General features: G+C 67.8%; 31 protein-coding genes. 20 read left to right on the forward strand and 11 right to left on the reverse strand.

Annotated features, from left to right (window positions below; genetic code table 11):
- Position 1: 1 nt before the first annotated feature.
- The 6 genes from ACERLL_RS03185 to ACERLL_RS03210 all read right to left on the reverse strand — a co-directional run bounded on the left by ACERLL_RS03185 (position 2) and on the right by ACERLL_RS03210 (position 3,362).
- Complete coding sequence (locus ACERLL_RS03185; RefSeq protein ID WP_373654610.1) at positions 2 to 304, reverse strand: sodium:proton antiporter; 303 nt, start codon at positions 302 to 304, stop codon at positions 2 to 4.
- Positions 301 to 1,236, reverse strand: a complete 936-nt coding sequence (locus ACERLL_RS03190; protein ID WP_373654611.1) for a hydrogenase subunit MbhD domain-containing protein — start codon at positions 1,234 to 1,236, stop codon at positions 301 to 303. The genes ACERLL_RS03185 and ACERLL_RS03190 overlap by 4 nt, the downstream gene beginning before the upstream one ends.
- Positions 1,233 to 1,526 (reverse strand): cation:proton antiporter, encoded by a 294-nt coding sequence (locus ACERLL_RS03195; RefSeq protein ID WP_373654612.1) that lies wholly within the window; start codon positions 1,524 to 1,526, stop codon positions 1,233 to 1,235. The genes ACERLL_RS03190 and ACERLL_RS03195 overlap by 4 nt, the downstream gene beginning before the upstream one ends.
- Positions 1,519 to 1,785, reverse strand: a complete 267-nt coding sequence (locus ACERLL_RS03200; protein WP_373654613.1) for a hypothetical protein — start codon at positions 1,783 to 1,785, stop codon at positions 1,519 to 1,521. The genes ACERLL_RS03195 and ACERLL_RS03200 overlap by 8 nt, the downstream gene beginning before the upstream one ends.
- Positions 1,782 to 2,261: a Na+/H+ antiporter subunit E gene (locus ACERLL_RS03205; RefSeq protein WP_373654614.1), complete on the reverse strand. Its 480-nt coding sequence runs from the start codon at positions 2,259 to 2,261 to the stop codon at positions 1,782 to 1,784. The genes ACERLL_RS03200 and ACERLL_RS03205 overlap by 4 nt, the downstream gene beginning before the upstream one ends.
- A 96-nt stretch (positions 2,262 to 2,357) precedes the next feature.
- A complete protein-coding gene (locus tag ACERLL_RS03210; protein ID WP_373654615.1) occupies positions 2,358 to 3,362 on the reverse strand; it encodes a diguanylate cyclase in 1,005 nt (334 codons plus the stop codon).
- Positions 3,363 to 3,559: 197 nt separating this feature from the next.
- Here ACERLL_RS03210 and aspS point away from each other — a divergent pair, with 197 nt between their 5' ends.
- From aspS to tsaB, 15 genes are all read left to right on the forward strand, one after another.
- Positions 3,560 to 5,368, forward strand: a complete 1,809-nt coding sequence (aspS, locus tag ACERLL_RS03215; protein WP_373654616.1) for an aspartate--tRNA ligase — start codon at positions 3,560 to 3,562, stop codon at positions 5,366 to 5,368.
- Between the two features lie 13 nt (positions 5,369 to 5,381).
- Entirely contained in the window at positions 5,382 to 6,050 is a 669-nt protein-coding gene (locus ACERLL_RS03220) for an esterase/lipase family protein (RefSeq protein WP_373654617.1), read from the forward strand.
- 209 nt (positions 6,051 to 6,259) lie between these two features.
- Positions 6,260 to 7,009, forward strand: coding sequence for a YebC/PmpR family DNA-binding transcriptional regulator (locus tag ACERLL_RS03225; RefSeq protein WP_373654618.1), 750 nt, complete (start codon positions 6,260 to 6,262; stop codon positions 7,007 to 7,009).
- Between the two features lie 22 nt (positions 7,010 to 7,031).
- A complete protein-coding gene (gene ruvC / locus ACERLL_RS03230) occupies positions 7,032 to 7,532 on the forward strand; it encodes a crossover junction endodeoxyribonuclease RuvC (protein WP_373654619.1) in 501 nt (166 codons plus the stop codon).
- A complete protein-coding gene (gene ruvA, locus ACERLL_RS03235; protein WP_373654620.1) occupies positions 7,529 to 8,131 on the forward strand; it encodes a Holliday junction branch migration protein RuvA in 603 nt (200 codons plus the stop codon). The genes ruvC and ruvA overlap by 4 nt, the downstream gene beginning before the upstream one ends.
- Positions 8,132 to 8,138: 7 nt before the next feature.
- Complete coding sequence (gene ruvB, locus ACERLL_RS03240) at positions 8,139 to 9,188, forward strand: Holliday junction branch migration DNA helicase RuvB (protein ID WP_373654621.1); 1,050 nt, start codon at positions 8,139 to 8,141, stop codon at positions 9,186 to 9,188.
- 38 nt (positions 9,189 to 9,226) lie between these two features.
- Positions 9,227 to 9,643: a tol-pal system-associated acyl-CoA thioesterase gene (ybgC, locus tag ACERLL_RS03245; RefSeq protein WP_373654622.1), complete on the forward strand. Its 417-nt coding sequence runs from the start codon at positions 9,227 to 9,229 to the stop codon at positions 9,641 to 9,643.
- A gap of 87 nt (positions 9,644 to 9,730) precedes the next feature.
- Positions 9,731 to 10,411: a protein TolQ gene (tolQ, locus tag ACERLL_RS03250; RefSeq protein ID WP_373654623.1), complete on the forward strand. Its 681-nt coding sequence runs from the start codon at positions 9,731 to 9,733 to the stop codon at positions 10,409 to 10,411.
- A complete protein-coding gene (locus ACERLL_RS03255) occupies positions 10,411 to 10,815 on the forward strand; it encodes a biopolymer transporter ExbD (RefSeq protein WP_373654624.1) in 405 nt (134 codons plus the stop codon). Before tolQ ends, ACERLL_RS03255 begins: the two co-directional genes overlap by 1 nt.
- Positions 10,815 to 11,732, forward strand: coding sequence for an energy transducer TonB (locus ACERLL_RS03260; protein WP_373654625.1), 918 nt, complete (start codon positions 10,815 to 10,817; stop codon positions 11,730 to 11,732). Before ACERLL_RS03255 ends, ACERLL_RS03260 begins: the two co-directional genes overlap by 1 nt.
- Complete coding sequence (tolB, locus tag ACERLL_RS03265) at positions 11,729 to 13,024, forward strand: Tol-Pal system beta propeller repeat protein TolB (protein ID WP_373654626.1); 1,296 nt, start codon at positions 11,729 to 11,731, stop codon at positions 13,022 to 13,024. Before ACERLL_RS03260 ends, tolB begins: the two co-directional genes overlap by 4 nt.
- 22 nt (positions 13,025 to 13,046) lie before the next feature.
- A complete protein-coding gene (pal, locus tag ACERLL_RS03270) occupies positions 13,047 to 13,673 on the forward strand; it encodes a peptidoglycan-associated lipoprotein Pal (protein ID WP_373654627.1) in 627 nt (208 codons plus the stop codon).
- Between the two features lie 11 nt (positions 13,674 to 13,684).
- On the forward strand, positions 13,685 to 14,509 hold the full coding sequence (gene ybgF, locus ACERLL_RS03275; protein ID WP_373654628.1) for a tol-pal system protein YbgF: 825 nt from the start codon (positions 13,685 to 13,687) through the stop codon (positions 14,507 to 14,509).
- 109 nt (positions 14,510 to 14,618) lie between these two features.
- Positions 14,619 to 14,870 carry a molybdopterin converting factor subunit 1 gene (gene moaD, locus ACERLL_RS03280; protein WP_373654629.1) on the forward strand — a complete coding sequence of 84 codons (252 nt, stop codon included), beginning with the start codon at positions 14,619 to 14,621 and terminating at the stop codon, positions 14,868 to 14,870.
- 15 nt (positions 14,871 to 14,885) lie between these two features.
- Complete coding sequence (gene tsaB, locus ACERLL_RS03285) at positions 14,886 to 15,596, forward strand: tRNA (adenosine(37)-N6)-threonylcarbamoyltransferase complex dimerization subunit type 1 TsaB (protein WP_373654630.1); 711 nt, start codon at positions 14,886 to 14,888, stop codon at positions 15,594 to 15,596.
- 13 nt (positions 15,597 to 15,609) lie between these two features.
- Here the strand turns inward: tsaB and ACERLL_RS03290 are convergent, their stop codons facing one another.
- The gene (locus tag ACERLL_RS03290; protein ID WP_373654631.1) at positions 15,610 to 16,197 is read right to left on the reverse strand and encodes a LabA-like NYN domain-containing protein; all 588 of its coding nucleotides are present in this window, start codon (positions 16,195 to 16,197) and stop codon (positions 15,610 to 15,612) included.
- A gap of 146 nt (positions 16,198 to 16,343) precedes the next feature.
- On the opposite strand from ACERLL_RS03290, the gene ACERLL_RS03295 reads away from it, so the two are divergent.
- A complete protein-coding gene (locus ACERLL_RS03295; RefSeq protein ID WP_373654632.1) occupies positions 16,344 to 17,933 on the forward strand; it encodes an endonuclease MutS2 in 1,590 nt (529 codons plus the stop codon).
- Positions 17,934 to 18,197: 264 nt separating this feature from the next.
- On the opposite strand, the gene ACERLL_RS03300 is transcribed toward ACERLL_RS03295, so the two are convergent.
- Genes ACERLL_RS03300 through ACERLL_RS03310 form a run of 3 tightly spaced genes read right to left on the reverse strand, consistent with a single transcriptional unit; the run spans position 18,198 to position 21,007 of the window.
- Positions 18,198 to 19,391 (reverse strand): aldo/keto reductase, encoded by a 1,194-nt coding sequence (locus ACERLL_RS03300; RefSeq protein ID WP_373654633.1) that lies wholly within the window; start codon positions 19,389 to 19,391, stop codon positions 18,198 to 18,200.
- Between the two features lie 6 nt (positions 19,392 to 19,397).
- The gene (locus tag ACERLL_RS03305; protein ID WP_373654634.1) at positions 19,398 to 20,597 is read right to left on the reverse strand and encodes an acetoin utilization protein AcuC; all 1,200 of its coding nucleotides are present in this window, start codon (positions 20,595 to 20,597) and stop codon (positions 19,398 to 19,400) included.
- A complete protein-coding gene (locus ACERLL_RS03310) occupies positions 20,594 to 21,007 on the reverse strand; it encodes a TM2 domain-containing protein (protein ID WP_373654635.1) in 414 nt (137 codons plus the stop codon). Before ACERLL_RS03310 ends, ACERLL_RS03305 begins: the two co-directional genes overlap by 4 nt.
- A 162-nt stretch (positions 21,008 to 21,169) precedes the next feature.
- Between ACERLL_RS03310 and ACERLL_RS03315 the strand changes: the two genes are divergently transcribed.
- The 4 genes from ACERLL_RS03315 to ACERLL_RS03330 all read left to right on the forward strand — a co-directional run bounded on the left by ACERLL_RS03315 (position 21,170) and on the right by ACERLL_RS03330 (position 24,579).
- The gene (locus ACERLL_RS03315; RefSeq protein WP_373654636.1) at positions 21,170 to 22,120 is read left to right on the forward strand and encodes a selenium metabolism-associated LysR family transcriptional regulator; all 951 of its coding nucleotides are present in this window, start codon (positions 21,170 to 21,172) and stop codon (positions 22,118 to 22,120) included.
- Between the two features lie 23 nt (positions 22,121 to 22,143).
- The gene (locus tag ACERLL_RS03320; protein ID WP_373654637.1) at positions 22,144 to 22,893 is read left to right on the forward strand and encodes a type 1 glutamine amidotransferase; all 750 of its coding nucleotides are present in this window, start codon (positions 22,144 to 22,146) and stop codon (positions 22,891 to 22,893) included.
- 15 nt (positions 22,894 to 22,908) lie between these two features.
- Positions 22,909 to 23,295, forward strand: coding sequence for a Crp/Fnr family transcriptional regulator (locus tag ACERLL_RS03325; protein WP_373654638.1), 387 nt, complete (start codon positions 22,909 to 22,911; stop codon positions 23,293 to 23,295).
- Between the two features lie 183 nt (positions 23,296 to 23,478).
- Positions 23,479 to 24,579, forward strand: coding sequence for an AI-2E family transporter (locus ACERLL_RS03330; RefSeq protein ID WP_373654639.1), 1,101 nt, complete (start codon positions 23,479 to 23,481; stop codon positions 24,577 to 24,579).
- Between the two features lie 72 nt (positions 24,580 to 24,651).
- Here the strand turns inward: ACERLL_RS03330 and soxB are convergent, their stop codons facing one another.
- The gene (gene soxB, locus ACERLL_RS03335) at positions 24,652 to 26,421 is read right to left on the reverse strand and encodes a thiosulfohydrolase SoxB (RefSeq protein ID WP_373654640.1); all 1,770 of its coding nucleotides are present in this window, start codon (positions 26,419 to 26,421) and stop codon (positions 24,652 to 24,654) included.
- Positions 26,422 to 26,910 lie beyond the last annotated feature (489 nt).

Genomic DNA, 26,910 nt, shown 5'->3' on the forward strand with positions numbered 1-26,910 from the left:
CTCAATCCTCCCCGTCGCCGCGGTGCTCGGCGGCGTGGATGCGCCGGATCAGCGCCAGGGCCAGGGCGGTGGCGCTTACCGCCACCACGATGCCGGTGAGGACCAGGGCATGGGGCACCGGGTCGGGTGCTGTCCCTCCGGAACGGTAGGCCAGGGAAACCAGGATCAGGAAGGTTCCCCCGCCGGCCACGTTGAGGCCGAGCACCTTGCGCAGGAAGCGGGGGCGCACCAGCAGCGCGTGGAGGCCCAGGAAGAACAGCAGTATGCCGGTGGCTCCGAAGATCAGGTCGGGTGGCGGGGTCATGGGGTCGCCTCCCCGTCGCGGGCCGGCGGGCTGGTGGCCTCGAACAGCACCACCAGCACGGCGGCCAGGGAGAGCGTGGCCGCCGTCTCGATGGCCAGCACCAGCCAGCCCTGCCAGGGCGGCGGATAAGCGAGGAAGGAGCCGGTGGCGCCCATCACGCCCAGACCCACCGCCAGGAAGAAGGCGGTGCCGAGCACGGCCAGGGCGGCGCGCGGCCGGGGGTGGTGAAGCAGCGGCAGGGGGAAGCCGCCGAGGCGCAGCAGGATTCCCGCCGCGGCCAGCACCGCGGCCGCCTGGAAGGCCCCGCCGGTGGCGGTGCTGCCGTTCCACAGGAGCGCCCCGGCCACCACCACCATGACCGGAACCAGGAGCCGCACCAGGCCCCGGAGCACCTCGGGCGCCGGGTGCGCGGCCGTGGCCAGGGGCCGGCCCAGGATCCAGACGCCCATCAGGGCCTCCACCAGCACCGCCGTCTCCAACAGCGTGTCATAGCTGCGCACGTCCAGGAGTACGGCGGTGACCGGATTGTCGAGCTTGCCCGTGTCGGGGAGCGGCGGTGCGGACGGCGGCGCGCCCAGAAGCAGCCGGCCCATCAGGACCACCATGAGCAGGGCCAACAGGCCGGCGACCAGTCCGGCCAGCCGACGGGCCGTCTCGGTCCGGGGCCCGGCCCGGGGCTCCTCGTCGGCGGGATGGGTCTCCATCCGGGCCAGGGTGTTGAGGTACAGTGCTCCGGTGACCCCGGCGCCGATGGCCGCCTCCGCGAGGGCCACGTCGGGCGCGTCCAGGCGCAGCCAGGTCACCGCCAGCAGCAGCCCGAAGACGATAAACTGGACGCCCGCCTGGAACAGGTCGTCCACCCGCAGCAGGCGCCAGGCGAGCCACAGGAGCAGTCCCGCCAGCAGCCCGTCCATGGCCGCCGTCAGGATCACGGATCGGCGCCTCCGGAGGAGCGGCGGACCGCGAGGCGGGCCAGGAGGGTGGCCAGGGGCGCGCTGGCGGCCATGGCCAGCAGCCAGATGACCACCAGGATGCCCGCCTCGCCGGCCGTTTCCGCGCGAAGGGCCAGACCCAGGATGAGCAGGCCGAGGCCCAGATTGTCCGCCTTGGTCAGGGCGTGCATGCGCGTCAGGGTATCGGGAAAGCGGAGCAGCGCCACGGCCCCGGCGGCGAAGAAGAATACGCCCGCAGCCATGGCCAGCAGTCCCAGGGTCTCAGCCATCGCCACCATCCCGTTCAGGCGGGTGGAACCGGCGGGCGAAGGCGGCGCCGGAGACGGCGGCGAGAAGCGCCAGCACCAGGGCCACCACCAGGGCCCCGGATGGGCTCCCGCTATTCAGGGTGAGGGCCACCGCCACGCCCGCCGAGCCCATGAGCTGGGCCACCAGCATGCGGTCCACGGAGCCGGGGCCGTACACCAGGCGACCCAGACTGACGGTCGCCACCAGGAGCAGGGCCAGGGCGAGGGCATCCTCGATCACGGTGACCGCTCCGTGGAGGTGCCGAACACGGCGGCGACGCGCGCCTCCAGGATGGCCAGCTCCGCATCCGGGGAAGCGGTGCGGTCGAGAACGTGGATGGTCATGCCCTCGGCCTCTTCGCCGACGGACAGCGTGCCCGGCAGCAGATTGACCACGTTGCCGAAGAACAGGCGGGCCGGCCCGGGCGGCAAGCGGCACGGATAGGTAATGTGGCCCGGGGCCAGTGGCAGGGCGGGATGGAAGGCCCGCAAGGCCACGTCCCAGCCGCCGCGCAGGGAATGGAAGAGAAAGAACGGCAGGAAGGCCAGCGCCGCCACCGGATGAATGGCGCGCTCCTGGTCGGGCCGGAGGCCGTGGGCGGCCAGGGCGCCCGCCGCGACGAAGGGGCCGCCGATGATCCAGGAGATCGGTGCTCCCCCCGTCAGCAGGATCCAGAGGCCGGCCAGCGCCGCGCCAAAAAGCAGGGTTCTGACCACGTAACTCCCCGTCGCGGTTCGAGTTTCCCCCTGTATGGCATAACCGCGCCGCCGAGCACAATCCCGGTTCCGCCAGCCGTTAGCGGTGCCGGAGCCTCAGGGGAAGTGGATCTCGGCGCGGTTGTGCACCCACGCCCACGCCGCGATCCGGTCGCGGCCGGAATTCTTCGCCTTGTAGAGGGCCTGGTCCGCTTCCCGGAACAGCTGCTCGTAGTCCCGGCCCGGCTGGTCGGCGTGCTGGGCGGTGATGCCCACGGAGGCGGTGACCGGCGGAGCCAGGGCCAGTGAGGCGATACGCCGGCGCAGGCGCTCGGCGCGCAGCACGGCCTGGCCGATGTCCGCCTGGTCCAGGACCACCACGAACTCCTCGCCGCCGTAGCGGGCGATCAGGTCCACTTCCTGGAACTCCTCCTCCAGGGTCTGGGCCACCGCCTTCAGGGTCCGGTCGCCGTACTCGTGGCCGAAGGAATCATTGATATATTTGAAGTGGTCCAGGTCCACCACCAGGAGGGCCAGGGGCCGGCCCGTGCTCCGGGCCTGCTCTAGGAGGGCCGGGGCCTCGTTGTTGAGGAAGCGCTTGTTGTAGAGGTTGGTAAGGCCGTCGGTGACGGAGAGGCGCTCCATGGCCTTCTTCTGCGTGTAGAGCTTCTTGTAGGCGTGGCGCAGGGCCAGGAGGTTGTGGAGCCGGGCATAGAGCTCCTCGGGATGGAAGGGCTTGTAGACGAAATCGTTGGCGCCGGCTCGCAGGCTGCTGATGCGGTGGTCGGTCTCCTCGGCGCTCGTGAGCATGAGCACCGGCAGGAGGGCCAGGTCGTCGTCCCGGGCGCGGATGCGCTTCACGAGGTCGAGGCCCGTGAGCCGGCCGTCGAGGAAGAAATCCGACAGGACCAGGTCGAGCTCGGAGCCGAGGATCTGTAGCGCCTCCTCGGCGGTGGTCACGTGCCGTACCTGGAGGCCGAACTGCTCCAGGTAATGGACGGTTACCGCCGCGGAGGTCTGACTGTCCTCCACGAACAGCAGCCGGCCCCGCAGGCTCTGCTCCTCCCAGGGCTTGCGCTCCGGCTCCGGCCTCGGAGCCATCGGGGGGGTAGATGTGGTCATGGCGCACTCACTCGTGGTGGCGAGCCGGGGGGGGGGGGACAGTCCAGGACTATAGCCGAGTCTGTCCCTTCAAGGGAAGGTTGCGGTTCGGGCCCTGAGGACATCGGCGCGCCGGACCGTCCCACGGGCGCCCGCCTTGCCTGAAAGCGGGCGGCGCCGTACCATTTCGGCTTTTCGAGCACCGGGGAAAGGAAATCATGCGCACCCACCTTTGCAACGCCCTGCGCCGGGAGCAGATCGGCGAGGAGATCCGGGTCAGCGGCTGGGTCCATCGCCGCCGGGATCACGGCGGGGTTATCTTCGTGGACCTTCGGGATCGGTCCGGGCTCTTGCAGGTGGTGCTCCATCCGCCCGAGGAGTACGGCGAGGGTGAGCGGCCGGCCTTCGATTTCGAGCGCGCCCACCAGCTGCGCAGCGAATGGGTGATCGCCGTGCGCGGCGTGCTGCGCGAGCGGCCTGCCGGTACCGTGAATCCGGAGCTGCCCACCGGCGAGGTGGAGCTGGAGGTGCGCGATCTGGAGGTCCTCAACCAGGCGGACACGCCGCCCTTCCAGCTCGACGAGGCGGAGGAGGTGGGCGAGGACATCCGCCTGCGCTATCGCTACATCGACCTGCGCCGGCCCGAGATGGCCGCCAACCTGCGCCTGCGCCACCGGGTGGTGCAGACCATGCGGCGCTATCTCGACGACCGCGACTTCCTGGAGGTGGAGACCCCGGTGCTGACCCGCTCCACCCCGGAGGGCGCGCGCGACTACCTGGTGCCGTCGCGCACCCACCCCGGCAGCTTCTTCGCCCTGCCGCAGAGCCCGCAGCTCTTCAAGCAGCTGCTCATGACCGCGGGCATGGAACGCTACTACCAGGTGGCCAAGTGCTTCCGCGACGAGGACCTGCGCGCCGACCGCCAGCCCGAGTTCACCCAGCTCGATCTCGAGATGTCCTTCATGGACGAGGAAGCCATCATGGGCCTCATGGAGGGCATGGTGCGCTCGGTGTTCGATGCCGTGGGGGCCGAGGCGCTGCCCGATCCCTTCCCGCGCATGACCTACGGGGAGGCTACCCGGCGCTTCGGCAGCGACCGGCCGGATCTGCGCAACCCGCTGGAGCTCACCGAGCTCACCGATGTCATGGCGGAGGTGGATTTCAAGGTCTTCCGCGAGCCCGCCACCAGCGGTGGCCGGGTGGCGGCGCTACGCCTTCCGGGCGGCGGCGAGCTGTCGCGCAAGGAGATCGACGACTATACCGAGTTCGTGGGCCGCTACGGCGCCAAGGGCCTCGCCTACATCAAGGTGAACGATGCCGCCCAGGGCGCCGAGGGCCTGCAGTCGCCCATCCTCAAATTCCTGCCCGAGGAGGTGATCGCCACCATTCTGGAGCGCACCGGGGCGGAAAACGGCGACATGATCTTCTTCGGCGCCGACACCCGGAAGGTGGTCAACGAGGCGCTCGGGGCGCTGCGCGAGCAGCTCGGCAGCGACCGCGGCCTGCTGGCTCCGGGCTGGCGGCCGCTGTGGATCACCGACTTCCCCATGTTCGAGTGGAGCCCAGACTCCAAGCGCTACGAGCCCCTGCACCACCCCTTCACGGCGCCCTACCCGGAGCACCTGGACAAGCTGGAGTCCGATCCCGGCGGGGCCCTGTCGCGGGCCTACGACCTGGTGCTCAACGGCGCCGAGGTGGGCGGCGGCTCCATCCGTATCCACGACCCGGAGACCCAGCGCCGGGTGTTCACCGCCCTGGGCATCGGCGAGGCGGAGGCCCAGGAGAAGTTCGGGTTCCTGCTGGACGCCTTCCGCTACGGCGCGCCGCCCCACGGCGGCCTGGCCTTCGGCCTGGACCGGCTGACCGCGCTGCTGGCCGGGTCCGATTCCATACGCGACGTGATCGCCTTCCCCAAGACCCAGCGGGCCAGCTGCCTGCTCACCCAGGCGCCCTCGGCGGTGGAGGCGGAGCAGCTCAAGGAGCTCGGGCTGCGGCTTAGCCGCGCCGTGCAAGGGGACGGCTCCTGAGGGGCGGCCGCCCTTGACCGGGCCAGCGGCGGAACGTCCGGTGGTCCTGGTCCATGGCCTATGGATGCCGGCCGCGGTGATGCTCCCGCTCGCTATCCGGCTGCGCCGCGCCGGCTTCACGCCCTACCGCTTCGGCTATCCTTCCCGCCGCCACTCCGTGGCGGACCATGCCCGCAGGCTCGACCACTGGCTGGGAGCTCGCTTCGAGCCCGGCCAGCCCCTCGGACTCGTGGGCCACAGCCTGGGCGGCCTCGTCCTGCGGGCCCTGGCCCAGCGCAATCCCGCCTGGTTCGAGACGGCCCGAACCGTCATGCTCGGTACCCCCAACCAGGGCGCCAGCGGCGCCGCCTTCATCGCGCGCTGGCGCGAGGGCCGCTGGTGGCTGGGGGTGGCCGGACGGGAGCTGTGCGGTACGGGCGAGCTGCCCTGGCCCGCGCTCCCCGGCGAGACCGGGGTAATTGCCGGCACCCGCTGGCGCTGGTGGACCCGCTGGTTCCTCGACCGTCCCAACGACGGCCTGGTGCGGGTGGCGGAGACGGCGCTACCCCGCACCGAGCTGCGTACCTTCCCGGTGGGGCACACTGGGCTTCTTCTCAATCGCCGGGTGGCGAAAGCGGCCGCTCACTTCCTTCGCGAAGGGCGGTTCGGTGAGCATGGCGAGCCGGCGGGGGGCTTGTGCTAGAATGCAGGCCGGGGTAAGGAACGCCCCGTAGCGGCGGTCGGAGCCCGCCGCCTCCGGACGGGGGAGGCGGCCCGGCGTCGGCGTCATCCCCAGGTTTGGATCGTGGCTCGGAGGCCGTTTCCCGGAAGGGGCCTCCCAGCCGCGATTAGCGGGCAAGAAATTTCCCGGCCGGGCGGGGTACCGGCCGCATCAGCAGGAGGTTCGGGACTATGGCCGGGCACAGTAAATGGGCCAATATCAAGCATCGCAAGGCCGCCCAGGACGCCAAGCGCGGCAAGATCTTCACCCGCCTGATCAAGGAGATCACGGTGGCCGCCCGCCTCGGCGGCGGTGATCCCGAGGCCAATCCGCGCCTGCGCCAGGCCGTGGACAAGGCCCTTTCCAACAACATGCCCAAGGACAATATCGACCGCGCCATCAAGCGCGGCACGGGCGAGCTGGAAGGGGTGAGCTACGAGGAGGTCACTTACGAGGGCTATGCCCCCGGCGGCGTGGCGGTGCTCGTGGAATGCATGACCGACAACAAGAACCGCACCGTGGGTGAGATCCGGCACGCCTTCTCCAAGGGCGGCGGCAACCTCGGTGAGGACGGCTCGGCGGCCTACATCTTCCACAAGACCGGCATGCTCATCTTCGATGGGGAGTCCGTGGACGAGGACGCCCTCATGGAGGCGGCCATGGAGGCGGGGGCCGACGACATCCAGGTCGAGGACGGCCAGCAGGTGCTCTACACCGACCCGCAGGACTTCGAGGATGTGAAGGCCAGCCTGCAGGAGCAGGGCTTCGAGCCCCAGGTGGCGGAGGTCACCATGAAGCCCGACAACACCGTTCGGGTGGAGGGGGACAAGGCGGAGAAGGTCCTCAAGCTCCTGGATACGCTCGAAGACCACGACGATGTCCAGAACGTCTACGCGAACTACGACATCCCCGACGAGGTGTTCGAGCAGGTAAGCGTGTAAACGGCCCGCGGAGGGAGCCGGGATGCGAACGCTGGGTATCGATCCCGGCTCCCGGGTGACCGGGATCGGAATCGTGGAGCAGAGCGGCGGCAGGCTCCGCGCCCTCCACTACACCGCCCTGCGCCTCGGGGACGGTCCGTTTCCGGAGCGGCTCGGCCATCTGTTCCGGGAGGTGCGGGCGGTGGCCGGCAGCTACGGTGTGGACGCCGCCGCGGTGGAGACCGTCTACGTCAAGCGCAACGTGGAGTCGGCGCTGAAGCTCGGTCAGGCGCGGGGGGCGGCCATCGCGGCGCTGGTGGATGCCGGTCTGCCCGTGGGCGAGTACACGCCGGCCCGTATCAAGGAGGCAGTTGTGGGCCGCGGCTCCGCCGGCAAGGACCAGGTGGGCTACATGGTGCAGCACCTGCTGGGCCTGCGCGAGGCGGCCCCCGAGGATGCCGCCGACGCCCTGGGGGTGGCGGTGTGCCACCTTCACCACCTGCAGGCGGAGGCCCGCATGGCCGGCGGGGGGCGGCGTCCGTGATCGGCCGGCTGCGCGGACCCATCCTGGAGAAGGAGCCGCCCACCCTGATCGTGGAGGCCGGCGGCGTGGGATACACCGTGGACGCCCCGCTGTCCACGGTCTACCACCTGCCCGCCGTGGGCGAGGAGGTGAACCTGCGCATCCACACCGTGGTGCGCGAGGACGCCATCCAGCTCTACGGCTTCCTGACCGCCGAGGAGCAGCGCCTGTTCGTCGCCCTGCTGCGGGTGACCGGGGTGGGGGCCAAGCTGGCCCTCCAGGTGCTTTCCGGATTGCCGCCCGCGGAGCTGTGGCGCTGCATCCAGGAAGAGGACCTGAAGCGCATGAGCTCGGTCCCGGGCATCGGCAAGAAGACCGCCCAGCGGCTGGTGATGGAGCTTCGGGACACCCTGTCCGCGCCCGGGGACTTCGCGCCTCCCGGGGCCGCGGTGGAAGGCGGGTCCACGCCGGCCGGCGGGCCCAGGCAGGAGGCGGTCGCCGCCCTGCAGGAGCTGGGCTACAGCGGCGAGAAGGCGGAGCAGGCGGTGGCCGGCGTCGCCGAGGAGGGGCTGACGGTGGAAGAGCTTCTCAAGCGCAGTCTTCAGAACATGGCCAGGTAGGGAGCGCATGGAGTCCGCAGACGAGCACGCTTCCCGCGTCATCGATCCCGCGGCCACCCCCGGGGAGGGCCGGGGGGAGCCCGCCATGCGCCCCGAGCGGCTCGCCGACTACGACGGCCAGCCCCGGGTCCGGGAGCACCTGGAAGTCTTCATTCCGGCGGCCCGCGAACGGGGCGAATCCCTCGATCACTGCCTGCTCTTCGGGCCGCCCGGCCTGGGCAAGACCACCCTGGCGCACATCATCGCCAACGAGATGGACGCGGGCCTCAAGGTAACCTCCGGTCCCGTGCTGGAGAAGGCCGGCGACCTCGCCGCCCTGCTCACCAACCTCGCTCCCCACGACGTGCTGTTCATCGACGAGATCCACCGCCTGTCGGCGGCGGTGGAGGAGATCCTCTATCCGGCCATGGAGGACTACCAGATCGACATCGTCATCGGCGAGGGGCCGGCGGCGCGCTCCATCAAGCTCGACCTGCCGCCCTTCACCCTGGTGGGGGCCACCACTCGCGCCGGCTTGCTCACCTCGCCGCTGCGCGACCGCTTCGGCATTACCATGCGCCTGGATTTCTACGGCCTGGAGGACTTGGCCCGGATCATCCAGCGCTCCGCCCGTCTCCTGGGGGTGACAGTGGAGCCCGAGGGGGCCGCGGAGATCGCCCGTCGCTCCCGGGGGACACCCCGGGTGGCCAATCGGCTGCTGCGCCGGGTGCGCGACCTCGCCGAGGTGCGCGCCGACGGCGTCGTAACCGCCGCCGTGGCGGAGGAGGCGCTGACCATGCTGGAGGTGGACCCGGCCGGTCTCGACAAGTTGGACCAGAAATTGCTTTCCGCCCTGATCGGCAAATTCGAGGGCGGTCCGGTGGGCCTCTCCAACCTGGCGGCGGCCATCGGCGAGGAGGCGGACACTATCGAGGACGTCCTCGAGCCCTACCTGATCCAGGAGGGCTACGTGCAGCGCACCGCCCGCGGCCGTTGCGCCACGGGGCTCGCCTACAGCCACATGGGCTTCGTCCGGCAGGAGCCGGGCGCGGATGACGGCCAGGGGCACCTGCTTTGACGGGGCCGTGCCCCGCGCCCCGGAAGAGGAGGGCTTGAATGTCGGTTGTCGGCGAGTGGCCGGTGCGGGTGTATTACGAGGACACCGACCACGGCGGCGGTGTCTATTACGCCAACTACCTCAAGTATTTCGAGCGGGGGCGCACGGAACTTCTGCGTGCCCTGGGCTTCGAACAGGACGACCTGATGGGGCGCGAAGGACTGCTGTTCGTTGTCCGCAAGGTGGAGGCGGACTACCTGCGCCCGGCGGTATTCAACGATCGTCTCCGGGTGGTTACCGAGGTGGCCGATCTGGGGCGGGCCCGCGTGGATTTCGAGCAGTCGGTCCTGCGCGAGGGGGAAACGAAGCCCCTGTGCCGGGGGCGCGTGCAGGTGGCCTGCGTCGGCGCCGGAGATTTCCGGCCCAGCCCGATTCCGGAGGCGGTCCGGCGGGCACTGGGCTTCGGCGAGGCGTGAGCCGACCCTGGCGGGTTATTGAGAAACGGTACGCGGCGCCCCGCACCCGTTTCTCAATAGCCTGATAACCGAGGAGAGCAGGACTTTATGGAAGGGGAGACCGCTTATACCGCCTGGGACCTGATCCTCGGGGCCGGCCTGGTAGTGCAGATCGTCATGCTGCTCCTGGTGCTGGCCTCCGTGGTGTCCTGGGTGATCATCTACGTCAAGAGCCGGCAGATGGTGGCCACCGCCCGGGCGGAAGCCGCCTTCTCCGGCCTGTATCACCAGGCCCGCGACCTGGACCAACTGGTGGCCAACGTCAATCGCCAGGATGCGGCGGCCGCCAGCGGATCGGCCTCCGTGCTGCGCTCCGGCTACCGCCAGTTCCAGCGCCTCCGGGACGAGGGGCTGCCCCTGCCGGATCTGCGCGAGGCCGGCCGCCGCGCCATGCGGGTGGCCATGAGCGAGGAGGTGGACCGGCTCGATAGCAGCCTGGCCATTCTCGCCGTGATTTCCTCCAGTGCCCCCTTCGTGGGTCTGTTCGGGACCGTCTGGGGCATCATGAACAGCTTCCAGAATATCGGCGCCACCGGCCAGGCCACCCTCGCGGTGGTGGCCCCGGGCATCGCCGAGGCCCTGATCGCCACGGCCTTCGGCCTGGCGGCGGCCATTCCCTCCGTCATCGGATACAACATGCTGACCCGGCGGGTGGAGCACCACCAGACCCGCCTGGAGAATTTCATGGACGACCTCACCGGTGTCCTGGAACGCCAGGTCCGTAGCTGATGGCCTATCGTCGACGCAAGCTCATGGGGGAGATCAACATCATCCCCCTGGTGGATGTGGTCCTGGTGCTGCTGGTGGTGTTCATGATGACCGCCCCCATGCTGACGCGGGGCGTGGACGTGGACCTGCCCGAAGCCAGCTCCCAGCCGGTAACCACACAGAACGAGCCGCTGGAAATCACGGTCCGTGAGGACGGCGTCTATATCCAGAAGACCCGGGTGGCCGACCCCCGCGCGGATCTGGCCACCAAGGTGCAGGCTATCCTCGAGGAGCAGCCGGGCCAGCACGTGCTGCTGCGCGGCCAACGGACCGTGGACTACGAGGCCGTGGTGGTCACCCTGAACCTGCTGCGGCAGGGGGGGATTCGCCAGGTTGACCTCGTAACCCAACCGACGAAGAACTGATGCGCAAGATCTGGATCCAGGGGGTGCTCTTTTCCCTGGCCGTACACCTGTTCGTCGTCGCGGGCGGCTGGGCCTGGACGCTGGTGCGGCACGCGGAGACGCCGGATACGCAGCCCATCAAGGCCCGGCTGGTAAGCGCGAAGCCCGAGCCCGAGCCGAAGCCGCAACCGAAGCCGGAGCCGGATCCGGAGCCGGAGCCGGAGCCGAAGCCCGAGCCGAAGCCCGAGCCGAAGCCGGAGCCCGAGCCCGATCCGGAGCCGGAGCCGGAGCCGGAGCCGGAGCCGAAGCCCGAGCCGGAGCCGAAGCCCGAGCCGGAGCCCGAGCCGAAGCCGAAGCCGAAGCCGGAGCCGAAGCCGGAGCCGAAGCCGGAACCGAAGCCGGAACCGAAGCCGGAACCGAAGCCGGAACCGAAGCCGGAGCCCGAGCCCGAAGCCAAGAAACGGGAAAAGACCGAACCGCTAAAAAAGGTGGCCGAGGCCGAGCCGCAGGAAGCGCAACCGGAAAGCAAGGAAAAGAAGGAACAGAAAGAAGAACCGGAAGAGGAGCCTATCCTGGGCGAGGGACTTTCCCAGCGCATCGAGAAGCTGTCGAAGGATTCGGACCGGCCCTCCTCCCTGCGCCTGCGCCGGGCACGGACCCAGTTCGTTTCCGCCGTGCAGGCGGCCATTCAGGACCACTGGCTGGTTCCGCCCTCCCTCACGGAGCGCAAGGACCTCAAGGCCACCGTGCTCGTCCAGCTGACTCCTTCCGGGTCGCTGGCGGCACCGCCCAAGATCAAGGCCTCCAACGGGCCGGGCTATTTCAATAGCTCCGTGGTGCGCGCGGTGGAGAAAGCGGCACCATTCCCCATGCCCGATGGGCCGACCCGGTACTTTCAGGAATTCGAGCTCAACTTCAGCCCGGATATGGCGCAATGACCCGCAAATTACGATACCTCGCCGCGCTGGCCCTCTTTTTCCTCCTGGTGCAGCCGGCCGGCGCCATTCTGTCCATCGACATCACGCAGGGAGTCCGGAACCCCCTGCCGGTAGCGTTGGTGAACTTCTCCTGGGAAGGCTCGGGTGAGCGGCCCTTCGACGTGGGCGCCCTGGTGAGCCGGGACCTGCGCCGCTCGGGGATGTTCCGGATGATCAATTCCTCGGCGTTCATCAGTGCTCCCCATCGCCCGGAGGACGTGGAGTACAAGGACTGGCGCCTGGTGGGCGCCGATGCCCTGGTGATCGGACGCATGGCGCCCGCCGGGGATGGCCGGATCGAGGTGCGCTTCCGGCTCTTCGACGTCTATTCCCAGGAGCAGATCGCCGGTGTCCGCTACAAGGTGAAGCCGGGCGGGCTGCGCGGGGTAGCGCACCGCATCGCCGACACCATCCACGAGCAGCTCATCGGCTGGTCCGGCGCTTTCGCCACGAAAATCGCCTACGTGGTCCGGGAGAACGAGGAGTACCGGCTGATGGTGGCCGATTCCGACGGCGCCAGCCCGCGGCCGATCCTGACCAGCGAGAGCCCCATCATGTCACCGGCCTGGAGTCCGGATGGGCGGAGCGTGGCGTATGTCTCCTTCGAGCAACAGCGCTCCATGGTCTACATGCAGGACCTGGAGACCGGGAAGCGCTCCACCCTCGCCGCCTTCGAGGGGATCAATTCCGCCCCCGAATTCTCCCCCGGCGGCAGGCGTCTGGCGCTATCGCTGTCCCGGGACGGCAATGCGGAGATCTATGTGCTGGACCTCCAGACCCGCAAGCTGACCCGCGTAACTCGGCACTGGGCCATCGATACCGAGCCCACTTGGTCGCCGGACGGCGACAGGTTGATCTTCACCTCGGACCGGGGTGGTACGCCCCAGCTCTATCGGGCTTCCGTGGATGGCGGGGAGGCGGAGCGCTTGACCTTCGAGGGGAAATACAACGCCGCGCCCACTTGGTCACCGGACGGGAAACGGGTAGCCTTCGTTCACGGGGATGGAACGAACTTCGCGGTGGCCGTAATGAACCTGCAAGAGGAAGGGGCTATCCAGAGCCTCACGGAGCGCGGACCGAACGAATCGCCGAGCTTTGCCCCCAACAGCCGCATGATCCTGTACGCTACCCAGGGCCCGAATGGCAAGGGGGAGCTGGCAACGGTTTCCGTGGATGGTAACGTTCACCAGCGATTGAAACGGGAAAATTCCGGGGATGTACGGGAGCCGGCCTGGTCCCCGATGCAACCTTGAACCGGCAGGATAGGAGAACTGGATGCACAAAAAAGGCGGGATAACTATCTGGACGGGGCTGGCCGCCCTGCTGTTGCTTCTGGGCGGCTGTGCCAGCACGGGCGAGCAGGGCCCCGGCGCGGAACGGGCGGATGAAGCCGACGCCGGTGCCCAGCAGGATCAGGGTGCCCAGGCCGGCGAAGGTGCCGAGCGGGAAGGCGCCCAGGCCCAGGGCATGGAAGGCGGCGCGGGCGCGCAGTCCGAGTCCCTGGAAGGTGCCGAGCGCGGCGCCGGCGCCGAGGCGGCCGAAGAGACCGCCGAGCCCGAGGTCACCGAACCGGAGGAGCATCGCATCTTCTTCGCCTTCGACAGCTCCGAGCTTACCGACGAAGCGCGCAAGCTGCTGCGGTCCCACGCCGAGTATCTACAAAACAACGGCGATGTGGACGTGGCCCTGGAAGGTCATGCCGACGAGCGCGGCAGCCGGGAGTACAACCTGGCTCTGGGTGAGCGCCGTGCCAAGTCGGTACGTCGTATCCTCCTGGTGCAAGGGGTGGATTCCGAGCGGCTGGAAGTGGTCAGCTACGGCGAGGAGCGCCCCCTGGTGGATGGCCACAATGAAGAGGCCTACGCCAAGAACCGGCGGGTAATGCTCCGCTATAAGCAGTAAGGGAGGCCCACGTGAAGCTGGTGCGCCTGACCGCCGTGGCAACGGTGGTCGCGACCCTCGGAGGATGCTTGCCGCCACCGCCTGCTCCGGGCCGTGGCGGCGGGCCCTCTCCCCATGAAAAGCTGCAGCAGCGGGTGGCGACCCTGGAGCAGGAGCTGGCCGAGCTGCGGAAGGCCCAGAAGCAGGAAGCCTCCTCTTCGTCGGGTATGCAGGAAGGCCTGGAGACCCTGACCCTGGATGTGGAGGAGCTGCGTAACAACATGCGTACCCACCAGGGCTCCATGGAGGTCCTCAAGCATCGCGTGGATCGCCTGGAAAAGCGCCAGCGCCGGCTTTACGAGGACATCGATGCGCGCCTGCGCAGCCTTGAGCAGTCCGACCGCGAAAAGGCGAGCCCGCAGGAACCGGAGGGCCAGTCGGCCGATGCCGACGAGGGCAGCGAAGCCGGATCGGGAAGCGCGGAGGAGATGTACCATGCCGCCTTCGCCAAGATCCAGAACAATGCTTATCAGGAAGCGGCGAAGGAATTCGGGCGGTTCCTGAAGCAGTATCCGGACAGCGCCCTCGCCCCCAACGCACAATACTGGCTGGGAGAGGCCCACTACGTGCTGCGGGAATTCGAGAAGGCCTTGATGGAATTCAACAAGGTCCTGAAGAATTATCCCGACAGCCAGAAGGCGCCGGGCGCCCTGCTCAAGATCGGCTATTCCTTCTACGAGCTGGGCGAGAAGGAAAGCGCCCGGCAGGCCCTGAAACGGGTACGGGAGCGCTTCCCGGACTCTTCGGAAGCCCGGCTGGCGAGGCAGCGCCTGAACCGCATGGATTCGGCGCAGTAATTGCCTGGCCGGGACAGGTCCCGGGGGCGTCCGCGCCCGACCCGGGAGCATTGCAACCGACCCCGGGGCGGTCTACCGCCCCGGGGTCGTGGTTTCGGGGGAACGTGCCATGATCAAGGTCTTGTATTTCGCCGCCATCCGGGAGCAGCTGGGTGTCGGCGAGGAGCAGGTGGCCCCCGAGTCCCTGGCCACCGTGTCGGACCTGTTGGAGCTGCTGCGGAATCGGGGGGGCGCCTACGCGGAGGTGCTCTCCCCGGAACGGCGGGTGCTGGTGGCTGTCAATCAAGAATATGCCGATGACGCCCGCTCCCTTTCCGACGGGGACGAGGTGGCCCTTTTCCCGCCCGTAACGGGGGGCTGAGCCGGAGGTCCCGTCATGTCCGCTTCCCTTCCCCCCCTCGCGGCCCCCGGCCCCCTGTTGGCGCTCGCGGGGGCCTCCGACGCCACCTCCGTGGCCGTTCTCCTTGACGGTGTGCTCTATCACCGGTCCCGGGAGGGCGTGGCGCAGCACTCCCTCCATCTGCTGCCCCTGGTGGACGAGCTATTAAGCGAGCTCGCCCTGGACCGCAGGGCGCTGGGTGCGGTGGCCTTCGCGCGTGGCCCGGGGCCTTTCACCGCGGGTCGCATCGTGGTGGCCACCGCCCAGGGACTCGGTCTGGGACTGGGTGTGCCCCTGGTTCCGGTTTCCAGCCTGGAGGCCACTGCCTGGGCCAGCGGACGGGAGCGCACGGCTGTAGCGCTGGAGGCCGGGCAGGGAGAGGTGTATTGGGGGGCGTATCACCGGGAGCCACAGGGGGTGGCTGCTCTGGAGGAGGAACGGGTGCTCGCCCCGGAGAATGCGGCGGTACCCGGCGGCGAGCCGGAAGGCTGGTGGGGGGTCGGAGGTGGCTGGCGGAGCCATGCGGAGCCCCTCTCCCGTCGCTTTGGCCCGGCCCTGGCGGGCATCGACGCCGAGATTCCGGTTCGCGCCGATGCCGTGGCCGCCCTGGCCGTCGCTCCCTGGCGGGAAGGTCGGGTGCTGGCGGCGGGGGAGGCGGTTCCTACCTACCTGCGGGCCTCCTACGCGGAGCGCCCATCCAGCTCCTGAGCCGCGTGCGTCCCTAGGAAGGCTCGTGGTCCGGCATGCCCGTGCGCCCGCGGGTCGTCTCGCCGAACCGTTCGATCTGCGGGCGGAAATCGGCCAGCTCCACGAACTGGTCGGCCTGGCGGCGCAGCTCGTCGGCGGTGACATCCGAGGAAGCGAGCACCGTCACCTTTACCCCCCGTTGCTGCACGGCGTCCACCAGCCGCCGGAAATCCCCGTCGCCGGAAAACAGGATGGCGTGGTCCAGGTACTGGGCAAGGTTTAACATGTCGATGGCCAGCTCGATGTCCATGTTTCCCTTGATCCGGCGGTTGCCATTGCCGTTCTTGAATTCCTTGGTGGGCTTGGTGACCACGATATAGCCGTTGTAGGAAAGCCAATCCACCAGGGGCTTCAAAGGGGTGTGCTCGCCGGAAACGTCGAGGGCGGTGTAGTAGAAAGCGCGGGTCAGCTTGGCGCGCTGGCGGAAGAAATTGAGAAGCGCCTGGTAATCGACATCGAATCCCATATCCCGGGAGCTGCCATGGAAATTGGGACCATCTATGAAAAGCCCGGTCCGGTCATTGGAGTCCAGCCAAATCGCTTCCTGATCATGAGTCTGCATTGAAGTGACCTCAACTATGCATTTTGTGGGAGTTCTGGATAAGTAGTCATCCAATTTTTCAAGCCATGGCCCGCCCGAATTGCGGGAAAACCCGGGCACTATAGCAGTTGTACGCCCCGCTGGGCAGCGGTAAAGGGAGCCTCCGCATGCAAAGCGATTTGAATACCTTGGAATTCGAATCCATTCGCCGCAGCCTTGATGGCGAATGTGCCACGCCCTATGGAAAGGAGGCGGCCCGCAATCTGGAGCCGGCTCCCGGCCTGGAGGTGGCGCGGGCCTTCCAAGGTGCCGTCACCACCGCCCGCCAGGGTCTGGAGGAAGGGGACGGCCCCCAGCTCGACGAGCTGCCGGATGTCCGGGCCGCCCTGCGCCAGGCCCGCCAGGAGGGCGCCTCCCCCTTGAACGGCATGGCCCTGCGCAACCTGGTCACCCTCCTGCAGGCCGGGGACTACCTGGGGCGCGCCCTGGAGAAGCGCCCCGGCCTCTACGTGGGCGATCCCGCCGACCTGAACGGTGCCAGTCCCCTGATCGACCACCTGGATGCCCTGGTGGACACCATGGGCAAGGTCCGCTCCGGGGCCTCGGAGGATCTGGCCACCCTCCATGACGAGGTTAAACAGGTTCGGGGCGACCTGAACAAGCAGGTGGACAAGAAGCTCAAGGATAAAAAGCTCGCCCCGAGCCTGGTGGAGCCCAAGACGGAGCACTACAGCGGGCCACGCCGCGTCCTGGCCGTGAAGACCGAGGCCGTCGGCGCCATCAAGGGGGTCCGGCGCGAGGCCCTTTCCCGCGGAAGGGGGGTCATGGTGGAGCCCATGGAGTGGATCCCCCTCAACAATCGGCTCGAGCAGCTATCCCGCGAGATCGATGCCGAGGAGCGCCGGGTCCTGCGGGAGGCCACGGCCACCGTCCGGGAGCACGTCCAGCCCTTGCAGCGGCTTCTCGATGCCGTCACCTGGATCGATCTGGCCCTGGGGGCGGGACGCCTCTCCCTGAAGATCGACGCCCGTCCCCCGGAGCTCGTGGAGGCGCCCCGGCTGGATCTCCGCTCCGCCTGTCACCCGGCCCTGGTGGCCGGGCACAAGAACGGCGGTCCGGCGCCGGTGCCCCTGTCCGTGCATCTGGAGCCCGAGCACCCCATGGTGCTCGTGACGGGCCCAAACACCGGCGGCAAGACGGTGGCCATAAAGACCATCGGCCTGCTCGCCACCATGGCCTTCTGCGGCCTGCACATTCCCGCCGCCGAAGGCACGGTGATCGGTGCCTACCATCGTATTCTGGTAGACATCGGTGACCACCAGAATATCCTCCACCATGTTTCCACTTTCGCCGGTCACGTGGAGGTGCTCAAGCAGATTCTGGCCGAAGCGGACGACCGGACCCTGGTGCTCATGGACGAGATGGGCACGGGAACCGATCCCGAAGAAGGCGCAGCCCTGGCCATGTCGGTCCTGGAAGAGCTCGCCGGGCGCGGGGTCCAGGGGGTCTTCACCACCCATCTGTCGCCCTTGAAGGGCTTTGCCGCGGAGCATCCGGACATCGCAAACGCCAACATGCGCTTCGATTTCGACCGGCTCCAGCCTACCTACCGGCTCGAAGTGGGCGAACCGGGCGCCTCGCTGGGCCTGGTGGTGGCGGAGCGCAACGGCCTGGAAGGCCCTCTGCTGGAGCGGGCCCGCGGCCACCTGGAGGAGCTGCGCCCGGGGGCGACCACCGAGGGCTCGAAGCAGGGTTGATTACAGGAAGACGAAAACGGCAACGACGCTTACCAAGAAGAACGGCAAAAGAAAATAAAAAGCAAATCGGGTAAAACCGTAACGGCTTGGCGGATGGCCTAATAGCTCGGCATCTTATACTAAGTAACGGCTTCCCCGGGCTCCTTGGTCTTTTCGGCCCGCGAGCCTGCGATTTCGAAGGGCCTATCCCACCCTGCTTTTGTTGCGTTTTTATTGCTGTCCTTCGTGTACTTCGTGGTTAATACGCTGTTGCCGGCTGCCGGCTCAGCCTCCCGCCGGCTCCTCGGCCCCCTCGGCGTCATCCTCCGCCTGCTCGAACATCTTGAGGAATGCCTTGCGGGGCATGGGATCGGTGCGGCCCAGCTCCAGGGCCTCCGCTACGTGCTCCTCCCGGGCCATGGAGACCATGGCGGTGCCCACGCCGGGGGTGGAGCGGGCGAACTGCAGCGCCCGCTGGGCGGGGCTAGCAAGCTCCCCCATGGCCTGGCGGAGGATGGGGGGCTGCTGCTCCAGGAGCCGGCCGCCCATAAGGGTATGGGTGGCCATGAAGTAGAGCCCCAGCTGGTAGGCGGCCTGCACCGTGGAGGCCACGTTGCCCTGGCCCGTGGCCTGATTGAAGCGGGTGAAGCCCTCCAGCATATTGACGTTGTAGGGCATGGTCACCAGGCGCATGTGGTGGCTCTGCGGATCGCCGGCGGCCTTCTCCGCCACTCCCACCTGGCTGGTGAGGGATTGGAACAGCGTGTCGTTGGTGGCCACCCGGCAGGATTTCCAGGTGGCCAGCCCGTAGCTCCGCAGCTTGCCGGCCTGGACCATCATTTCCAGGACCGCGTAGACCTTCTGGAGCCTGGTGTTCAGGTCCTCCTTGGTCTGGAGCTCGGGGATGTGGACCTCCGACTGGTCGATGAGAAAGGCGTCCAGGGTCTCCACGCCCAGCGCGCGCCGCGTCTGCTCCACCTGCCAGGCGATGTAGGCGGGCGTGAGCAGGTGCATCCCCTGGGCGAGCTCATCGGGGGCGCCGAGCCCCTTTTTGAGGATCTCCTCCTTGAACCAGGCGGCCAGGTCGTCGGGCGGGCCGTCCTCGAAGGCCAGGAAGCCGCCCTTGCCCACCACGAACAGGGCCTCCCGGGGTACGCCGGATTCCACCGCGGCGCGGATGGCGGCGCCCGCGGCACGGGCGGAACGGCCGTAGCGGTAGCTGAGTCCCGCCTCGATGACGTTGAGGCCACCCTTGAGGCCGCGCGCCAGCGCCTGCCGGTAGCCCTCGTCCACGGCGTCGCTGGGCTCGCCGAAGTCCGATCCCAGGCCGATGGAGGACAGCTTAAGCGCCTCCTTGCCGTAATCGCTGAAGTGGCCCTCGGCCAGGCCGCTGTTCTCCGCGTAGGTGCGGGTCGCCTCGTGGGTGGCGGAGCCGGGTATGAGCTCGGGCAGTTCCTTCCGATTCGTGCTTCCTAGCATGAATGTCTACTCGCTGACGGGTTCGGGGTTGGCGACCGTCGCCCCGGGGGTCGGCGCGGGCCGCTGGAGATACGGGTGATGTCGGCGAAGACGGTCGAGCGCCTCCGTGACCTCGGGCTTCACCGGACCCGGCTGGGGCGGGTCCAGGCGGCTCCGGAACAGCTCGTCGAACCAGTCCTCCTCCTCGTCGTCCAGGTCCCAGTCCACGGCCTCCATGTGCGCGCGCCCGGCCTCCGGAAGCGCCACGGGCAGGTCACGCCCGGATAGCTGGGCCCACAGTCCCGCCCAGCAGCGCGCTAGCGCCAGGGGATGGTAGCCGCCGCCTCCGGTGACCAGGAGTCTGGGGGCCGCATCGGCCTGGATGCGTGCGGTCATTTCGAGGAAGGTCTGGGTGGAGATCCGGAACCTGCTCAGGGGGTCGGGCAACAGGATGTCCGTCCCGGCCTGCAGAACCACCGCGTCGGGCTGGAAGCGGTCGGTGATCGGCCCCCAGATCCCCCCGAAAGCGGCGCGATAGTCGTCGTCGTGGGCGCCGGTCGGCATGGGCAGATTCAGGCTGAAGCCCGCACCCGGACCCCGGCCCCGGTCCTCCAGGCCGCCGCCGGTGAACGGATAGGCCCGATCGGTGCCCATATGGAGGGAAAGCGTGAATACCTCCGGGTCCCCGGCGAAGGCTTCCTCCACGCCGTCGCCGTGATGGGCGTCCAGGTCCACGTACAGTACCCGCCAGCCTTCCCGGCGAAGGCGCAGGATGCCGAGCACGGGGTCGTTGAAGTAGCAGAAGCCCCGGGCCTGATGGGGGGCGGCGTGGTGCATGCCTCCGGCGGGGTTGAAGCCGATGCGTCCGGCGAGAACCGCCTCCGCCGCCTGGATGCTGGCCCCCGTGGCCGTTGCCGCGGTGGTGAAGAAATCGGCGAAAACCGGGTTCTCGAGATTGCCCAGGTTATAGCGCTTGCGGTCCTCGGCGGAGGCCCGCCCCGAGGCGTCTATCCGGCGCGCGGCGCGCAGGTATTCCTCGGTGTGGAACCAGGCCAGCTCGCAGTCTGCCGCCGGCCGGGATTCCTGGTATTCTGCCTCGGGCAGGGCCCCATAGGCTTGGAGCAGATCGATGGTGAGGGAAACCCGGGGAATGCCCAGCGGATGGTTGTCGTTGTAGCTCCGGCGGCGGTACCGCGCGGCGCCGAAGAACACCGCCGGACCGCTCATCGCTCCCGGTCCTCCTGCTCGCCGGTGGCGTTCTCCTCGGTATAGTGGCCCTTGAAGCCGCGGGGCGCGCCGCGTTGGGCGCCGCTCATCATGGTCTGCAGGCGCAGCTCCTTGTTGATGCGGACCAGCCGGCCGGGTATCCAGAACAGGTCGGCGAGGGCCGCCAGGCCGGGGACCAGCCACAGCCAGGGGAGCCCGAAAGCGAGCTGCACCCCAAGGGCGATCAGGGAGGCAGCCGGATAGGCGAGCCCGCCCCGGCGCTCGAGGAGATAGAAGCGGTGGAGACCGAGGGGAAACAGCAGCCAGCGCAGGTAGGCCCCCAGACGGGTCCGCGCCACGGACTTGTAAGCCATCTGGACCTGCTGCAGGCCGCCTCCCTTGAGGTCCATGGCCTCCCACTGCTTGCCCATTCTTTTACCCCCTCATAAAATAATTTGGTTTATTATGGGGTTTTTTGTTTGAGAAAATTTATCAACTTTTCAGGACGCCCGGAAGGGGAAGGCCCCCTGAAGCGAGCCAGACCGGAAAGTCCTGTGGGAGACCCGGTGAATCCGGGCGGATGGTAGGGAATCATGGCCGATCGCAGGCTGCACGTCTTTCATACCGTTGCGCGGCTTTCCAGCTTCACCAAGGCGGCTAACCGGCTGCACATGACCCAGCCGGCGGTCACTTTCCAGGTCAAGCAGCTCGAGGAGCAGTTCAACACCCGGCTATTCGACCGCAACCACAACCGGATCACCCTGACCAGCGCGGGCTCCATCGTCTACGACTATGCCGACAAGATCCTGAGCCTCTACGACGAGATGGAGAGCTCGGTGGGGGAGCTGACCGGGGAGATGCGCGGCATCCTGCTGGTGGGGGCGAGCACCACCATCGGCGAATACCTGCTGCCGCGGGTGCTCGGCGCCTTCCGGATGGCCTATCCGGCCATGAAGGTCCGCATGAACGTGGCCAATACCCGCGATATCGTCCAGCAGGTGGAGAACAACACCATCGACATAGGCATCGTCGAGGGCGTGGTCCATAACAGCAACCTGGCCATCCGGGAATGCCAGCCCGACCAGCTCATGGCCATATTCCCGCAGGGCCATGCCCTGGCCGCCAAGGAGCGGGTGACGCCCGGGGATCTGCTCGATTACCAGTTCGTCCTCCGCGAGGAAGGCTCCGGTACCCGCGAGGTCCTGGCCGACTATATCCGGGACGGCGGCGAGGACCCCAACAAGCTGGATATCGTCATGGAGCTCGGCTCCGGCGAGTCGGTGAAGGGCGCGGTGGAAAGCGGGCTGGGGATCTCGGTGGTCTCCGAGGCCACGGTGCGCAAGGAGGCCCAGCTCGGCACCCTGGAGGTGCGGCCGCTGGAGCCGGCCCTCAAGCGCGCCTTCTCCTTCGTCCATCAGAAGCAGAAGTTCCGCTCGCAGGCGGTGGAGCACTTCTACCAGTTCATCATGGAGCAATGCAAAAAGGGCGACCCCTGGGCCAAGGAGAACGGTTCGGCGCAGGACCAGGATCAGGTCGCGCTCTGACGCCCGCTGGGGGGCTTGCACATATGCGGCAGTTCTTCGTCATTCAGCACAGCCACCACGAATTTCTGGGCACCATCGAGAAGCAGCTGGAGCACCGGGAGATCGGCTTCGTCTATATCCGGCCTTTCCTGGGCCAGTCCGTGCCCGGCACGCCCCAGGACAAGGACGCCCTGTTCCTGCTGGCGGGCCCCATGGACCCCACAGAGAAGGATGACTTCCCCTATCTGACGGAAGAGGAATTCCTGGCGGGACAGTTTCTCAAGAACGACCAGCCCGTGGTGGGCATCGGCCTGGGCGCCCAGCTGCTCGCCGAGCACTACGGCGGTGCGGCCTCCGAGGATCCGGAGCTGACCGCCGAGTTCGTCACGGCCCGCAAGACGGAAGCAGGGGAGGGGGACGCCCTGGCGGAGGAGCTGGACGGACAGGAGGTCTTTCTGTGGCACGCCGGCTCCGTCACCTTGCCCGAGGGCGTGGCGCCCACCCTGGTGGACGAGCGGGACAGATGGCTCGCCTTCCGCCCCCATCCCATGGCCTACGCCCTCCTGTTCCGGCCCGAGATCAAGCCGGGGATGATCGAGGACATGGTCATGGAGGACCGGCCCTGCCCGGAGGGCGTTGGAAACCTCCTGGAGTACTCGAGGGCGTCCTGGGGGGCCGGCCGCATGCAGGCCGTCACCGACAAGGTGGTAATGGCCCTGGTGAAGGAGCTGGCGCTCATGCAGCCCCATGCCCAGGAAGGGCCGGGCTATGAGCTCAACGTCCGGGACGACTGAGGCGGGGACATTCTGATGACGGAGAACGAGAAGCGCCTTCTCGCGGCGCTCGAGCAGCTTCCCGAGGAGCAGCAGGAGCAGCTGGTGGATTATGCCGAATTCCTGGTGGCCCGGTCGGGAGGCGCCACTGCCGGGTCCGGGGAGGCGGCCCCTTCCTTGCCGGAGGCGCCCGAGCCGCCCCAGGACGTGGAGAAGGATCCCGAGGAGGGTCCGGTCCAGGCCATCAAGCGGCTGCGCCATACCTACCCCATGCTGGAGCGCAGCAAGCTGCTGGACGAGACCACCTCGGTCATGGCCAAACGGTATCTGCAGGACAAGCCCGAGGGCGAGGTGATCGAGGAGCTGGAGGCACTCTTCGAGCGCCACTACCGCTGGTACGTGCAGCAGTTCGAGGCGGAGTGAACGCGCCGGCTGTCCGGCGCCCAGCCCCCTTGATTCCGAACCGTTCCGCCGCCAGGCCCGCCGGTCCGGGGACGCTTGCCGAGCCCCGGATTCCGTCTATATCCTGCAATCCGCTTCAGATATCCTCGTCAGGACAATCGGACCCCCCGTCCCCATTCCAACCGAATGCTGTCCGGAGGCACGGTGCGCACCCCCCTAGAATGGTTCCGAAAGCGGTTCTCCGATCCCCAGATCCTGTTGCTGACCTTCGTCATCCTGGGGGTGCTGGCGGCGCTCTATCTGTTCGGACAGGCCCTGAAACCGTTCGTTGCCGGGGTGATCATCGCCTATCTGCTGGAAGGCTTCATCCGGCCCATGGAGCGCCGGCGCGTGCCGCGCTGGGTGGCCGTGGGCATCGTATTCACCGGCTTCCTGGTGGTGGCCCTGTTCCTGATCTTCTCCCTGCTGCCGTTGCTCACCGATCAGCTGCAGCGGGTGGTCCGCGACCTGCCGGACATCGTGCGCCAGGTCCAGAACCTGATCCGTACCCTGCCGGAGCGCTACCCGGGCTTCATCGAGCCGCAGTACGCCGACAGCCTCATCTCGGCCCTGGGGCAGCGCATGCAGGACTGGGGCGGGCGCCTGGTCTCGCTGTCCATCTCCTACATTCCGGGCCTGGCCACCCTGCTGGTGTACCTGGTGCTGGTGCCCTTCCTCATCCTGTTCATGCTCAAGGACAAGGAGCTGATTCTCGGCTACCTCCGCAGCTTCCTGCCGCCGCACCAGCAGCTCGCTCAGAGCATCTGGCGCGACGTGGACCGCCAGTTCGGCAACTTCATTCGCGGCAAGGTCTGGGAGATCGTCATCGTCGGTTTCGTGACCTATGCCACCTTCAGCATGATGGGCTTCAACTATTCGGCTCTGATTGGCGTGCTCACAGGCTTCTCGGTGCTGATCCCCTACGTGGGGGCCGCGGTGGTCACTATCCCCGTGGCCCTTTTGGGCTTAGTGCAATGGGGGCCGAGCTGGGATCTCACTTATTTGCTTATCGCCTACGGCATCATCCAGGGGCTCGATGGCAACGTCCTCGTGCCGCTGATCTTCTACGAAGCGGTGAAGCTCCACCCGGTGGCCATCATCCTGGCCATCCTGGTGTTCGGCTCCATCTGGGGCTTCTGGGGGATCTTTTTCGCCATCCCCCTGGCCACGGTGGTCAAATCCATTCTGGATGCGGTGCCGCGCCTGCATCACGTGGAGGACCCCGGACGGCTCCCGGTGGAGTCCGGAGAAAAAGAGGCGGAATAGCCCGAACCCGGGCATTCCGCCAATAAAAAGGCCGGCCCTCGGGCCGGCCTTCGGCGTTTCCGGCGGCCAGGATCAGGCCGTCCGAACGTCCAGATCCAGCCCGGGATTGCCCTTGACCCCCTTGAGCTTGGGGATGTTGGGCTCGCCCACCGTGACGTTTTTCTTGCCGCGCAGCCATTCGCAGCAGACGTCGTAGATGTTGGGCCGGCTTTCGTCCACAGGGGTGACGCTCGCCCAGCCGGCCACCTTGTAGTGCTTCTTGGGATCGACGGCCTTGCCGTTCAGCTCCATGTCCTGGACGCGGTTGCCCTGCTTCTCCTTGGGGTTGAAGGCGAACTTGAGGCCGCCCACGCGTACCATGTCCCCGCCCTGCTGGTAGTAGGGATCGGGGTTGAACAGGTTCTCCGCCACATCCTCGAGGACGAACTTCAGCCGCTCGCCGGTCATCTCGTTGAGGGTGACCTTGGGGTAGGTGATGGCGGTCTGGGTGTAGACGTCCTCCAGGGTTATGGGCTGGCCCGGCAGGACGGAGGTACCCCAGCGGAAGCCCGGGGAAAGGGCGATCTCGGCGTCCTGCGACTCCATGAGCGCCTCGACGATGAGCTGGTCGAAGGTGCCGTTGAAGTTGCCCCGGCGGTACAGCAGGTCCTCGGTGACCGCCAGCTCCTCGCCGAGGTCCTTGCCGGCCTGCTTCTGGGCCTTGTCCCGCTCCTCCTCGATGAGCTTCGCCATCTCCGGATCCGGCTCCAGCTCGTTGGAGAAGATGGGCAGCATGTGGAAGCGGTAGTCCCGGACCTTGCCGTTCTTGACGTCGAAGTCGAGGCGGGAGAGGAACTTGCCGTTGGAGCCGGAGTTCACCACGAGCGTCATGCCGCCGATGCCGCCGCCCTGGTTCTTGATCTCCATGGGAGCAGGCATGGCGTCGTGGGTATGGCCGCCGAGGATCACGTCCACGCCCCGCAGGCGGGAGGCCATCTTCTTGTCCACGTCCATGCCGTTGTGGGAGAGGATCACCACCACATCGGCCTTGTCGTTGTCGCGGATCTCGTCCACCAGCTCCTGGGCGTGGCTCTCGTCGATGCCGAAGGACCAGTCGGGGATCTTGTACTGCGGGTTGGCGATGGGCGTGAACGGGAAGGCCTGGCCGATGACCGCGATGCGCACGCCGTTCCGCTCCTTCACCGTGTAGGGCTCGAACAGCCCCACCCGCTCGCCCCACATGTTGTCGGTGATGTTGTGGGCCACGAAGTCCATGTCGAGCATGCCGTCCTCGATGAGCTCGCGTACCCGGTCGGCGCCGTAGGTGAACTCCCAATGGCCGGTCATGACGTCAACGCCGAGCTTGTTGGTGGCGTTCACCATGTCCAGGGCGTTGCTCCACAGGCTGGTGGCCGAGCCCTGCCAGGTATCGCCGCCGTCCAGGAGCAGGGACTTGCCTTCCCGCTCGCTGCGGAAGCGGTCCACCAGCGTCTTCATGTGGGCGAAGCCGCCCATCTTGCCGTGCTTCTCGGCCTCTTCCACGTAGTTGATGGGCGTGAAGGCGTGGGCCCGCTTGGAGCCCTTCTTGATGCCGTAGTGCTCCAGGAAGGCATCCGTAACCAGGTGCGGCGGCTCACCCTTCATGGGGCCAACGCCGATGTTGATGTTGGGCTCTCGGAAGTAAACCGGGTTGAGCTGGGCATGGCAGTCGGTGAAGTGCATCAGGGTGACGTTGCCGAAGTCCGGGACGGCGTAGGCGTCCTCTTTGAACCACCCCATGGCCTGCGCCCCGCGGGGACGTAGCATGCCAGCTGCGCCGGCCAAACCCAGCGCGTGAAGGAATTCACGACGGGACAACTGCATGGCTTGGGTAACTCCCTTGGCGTTGCGTGCGTTGGGTAGGGAGAGCGATGCCGGTCGGCACGGTCGCCCTACTGGAATCCGCCCGCTATGGCGGCATTCCGGTCTCGGGTGATGTTCTGGTCCGTCTCCACGGCGATGCGCCCAGCCCTCGGCGGGCCACCGGGGTAGTGACGCTTTCGCGGAACCCCCACGCCCGGGCCCAAATGGCACACCCGGTACACCATGCGGGCCCGTGCGCGGGCGAGATCCCGGTTACGCATCCCCGTGACCTCATCCTGGGCTCCCCGTCCGCGGGCTGCGTACCCTGGCATCGGGCCGGAAGTGCCCTTCCGGGCCTTACAGGGGCTCGTCGGAGGGCCGATTAGCGCGGATAGCCCGCGGATCGGTGCCGGTTCCAACGAATCCGGCCCAGCCGGGGACCGCCGAGGAAAATGCAAAAACCAGGCCCAGAAAAATCTGCGGTCGGCGGGCTTCCCGGTAGCCATTGCC

The sequence above is a fragment of the Thiohalorhabdus sp. Cl-TMA genome, assembly GCF_041821045.1.
In the GTDB taxonomy this organism is placed as follows: Bacteria; Pseudomonadota; Gammaproteobacteria; order Thiohalorhabdales; family Thiohalorhabdaceae; genus Thiohalorhabdus; species Thiohalorhabdus methylotropha.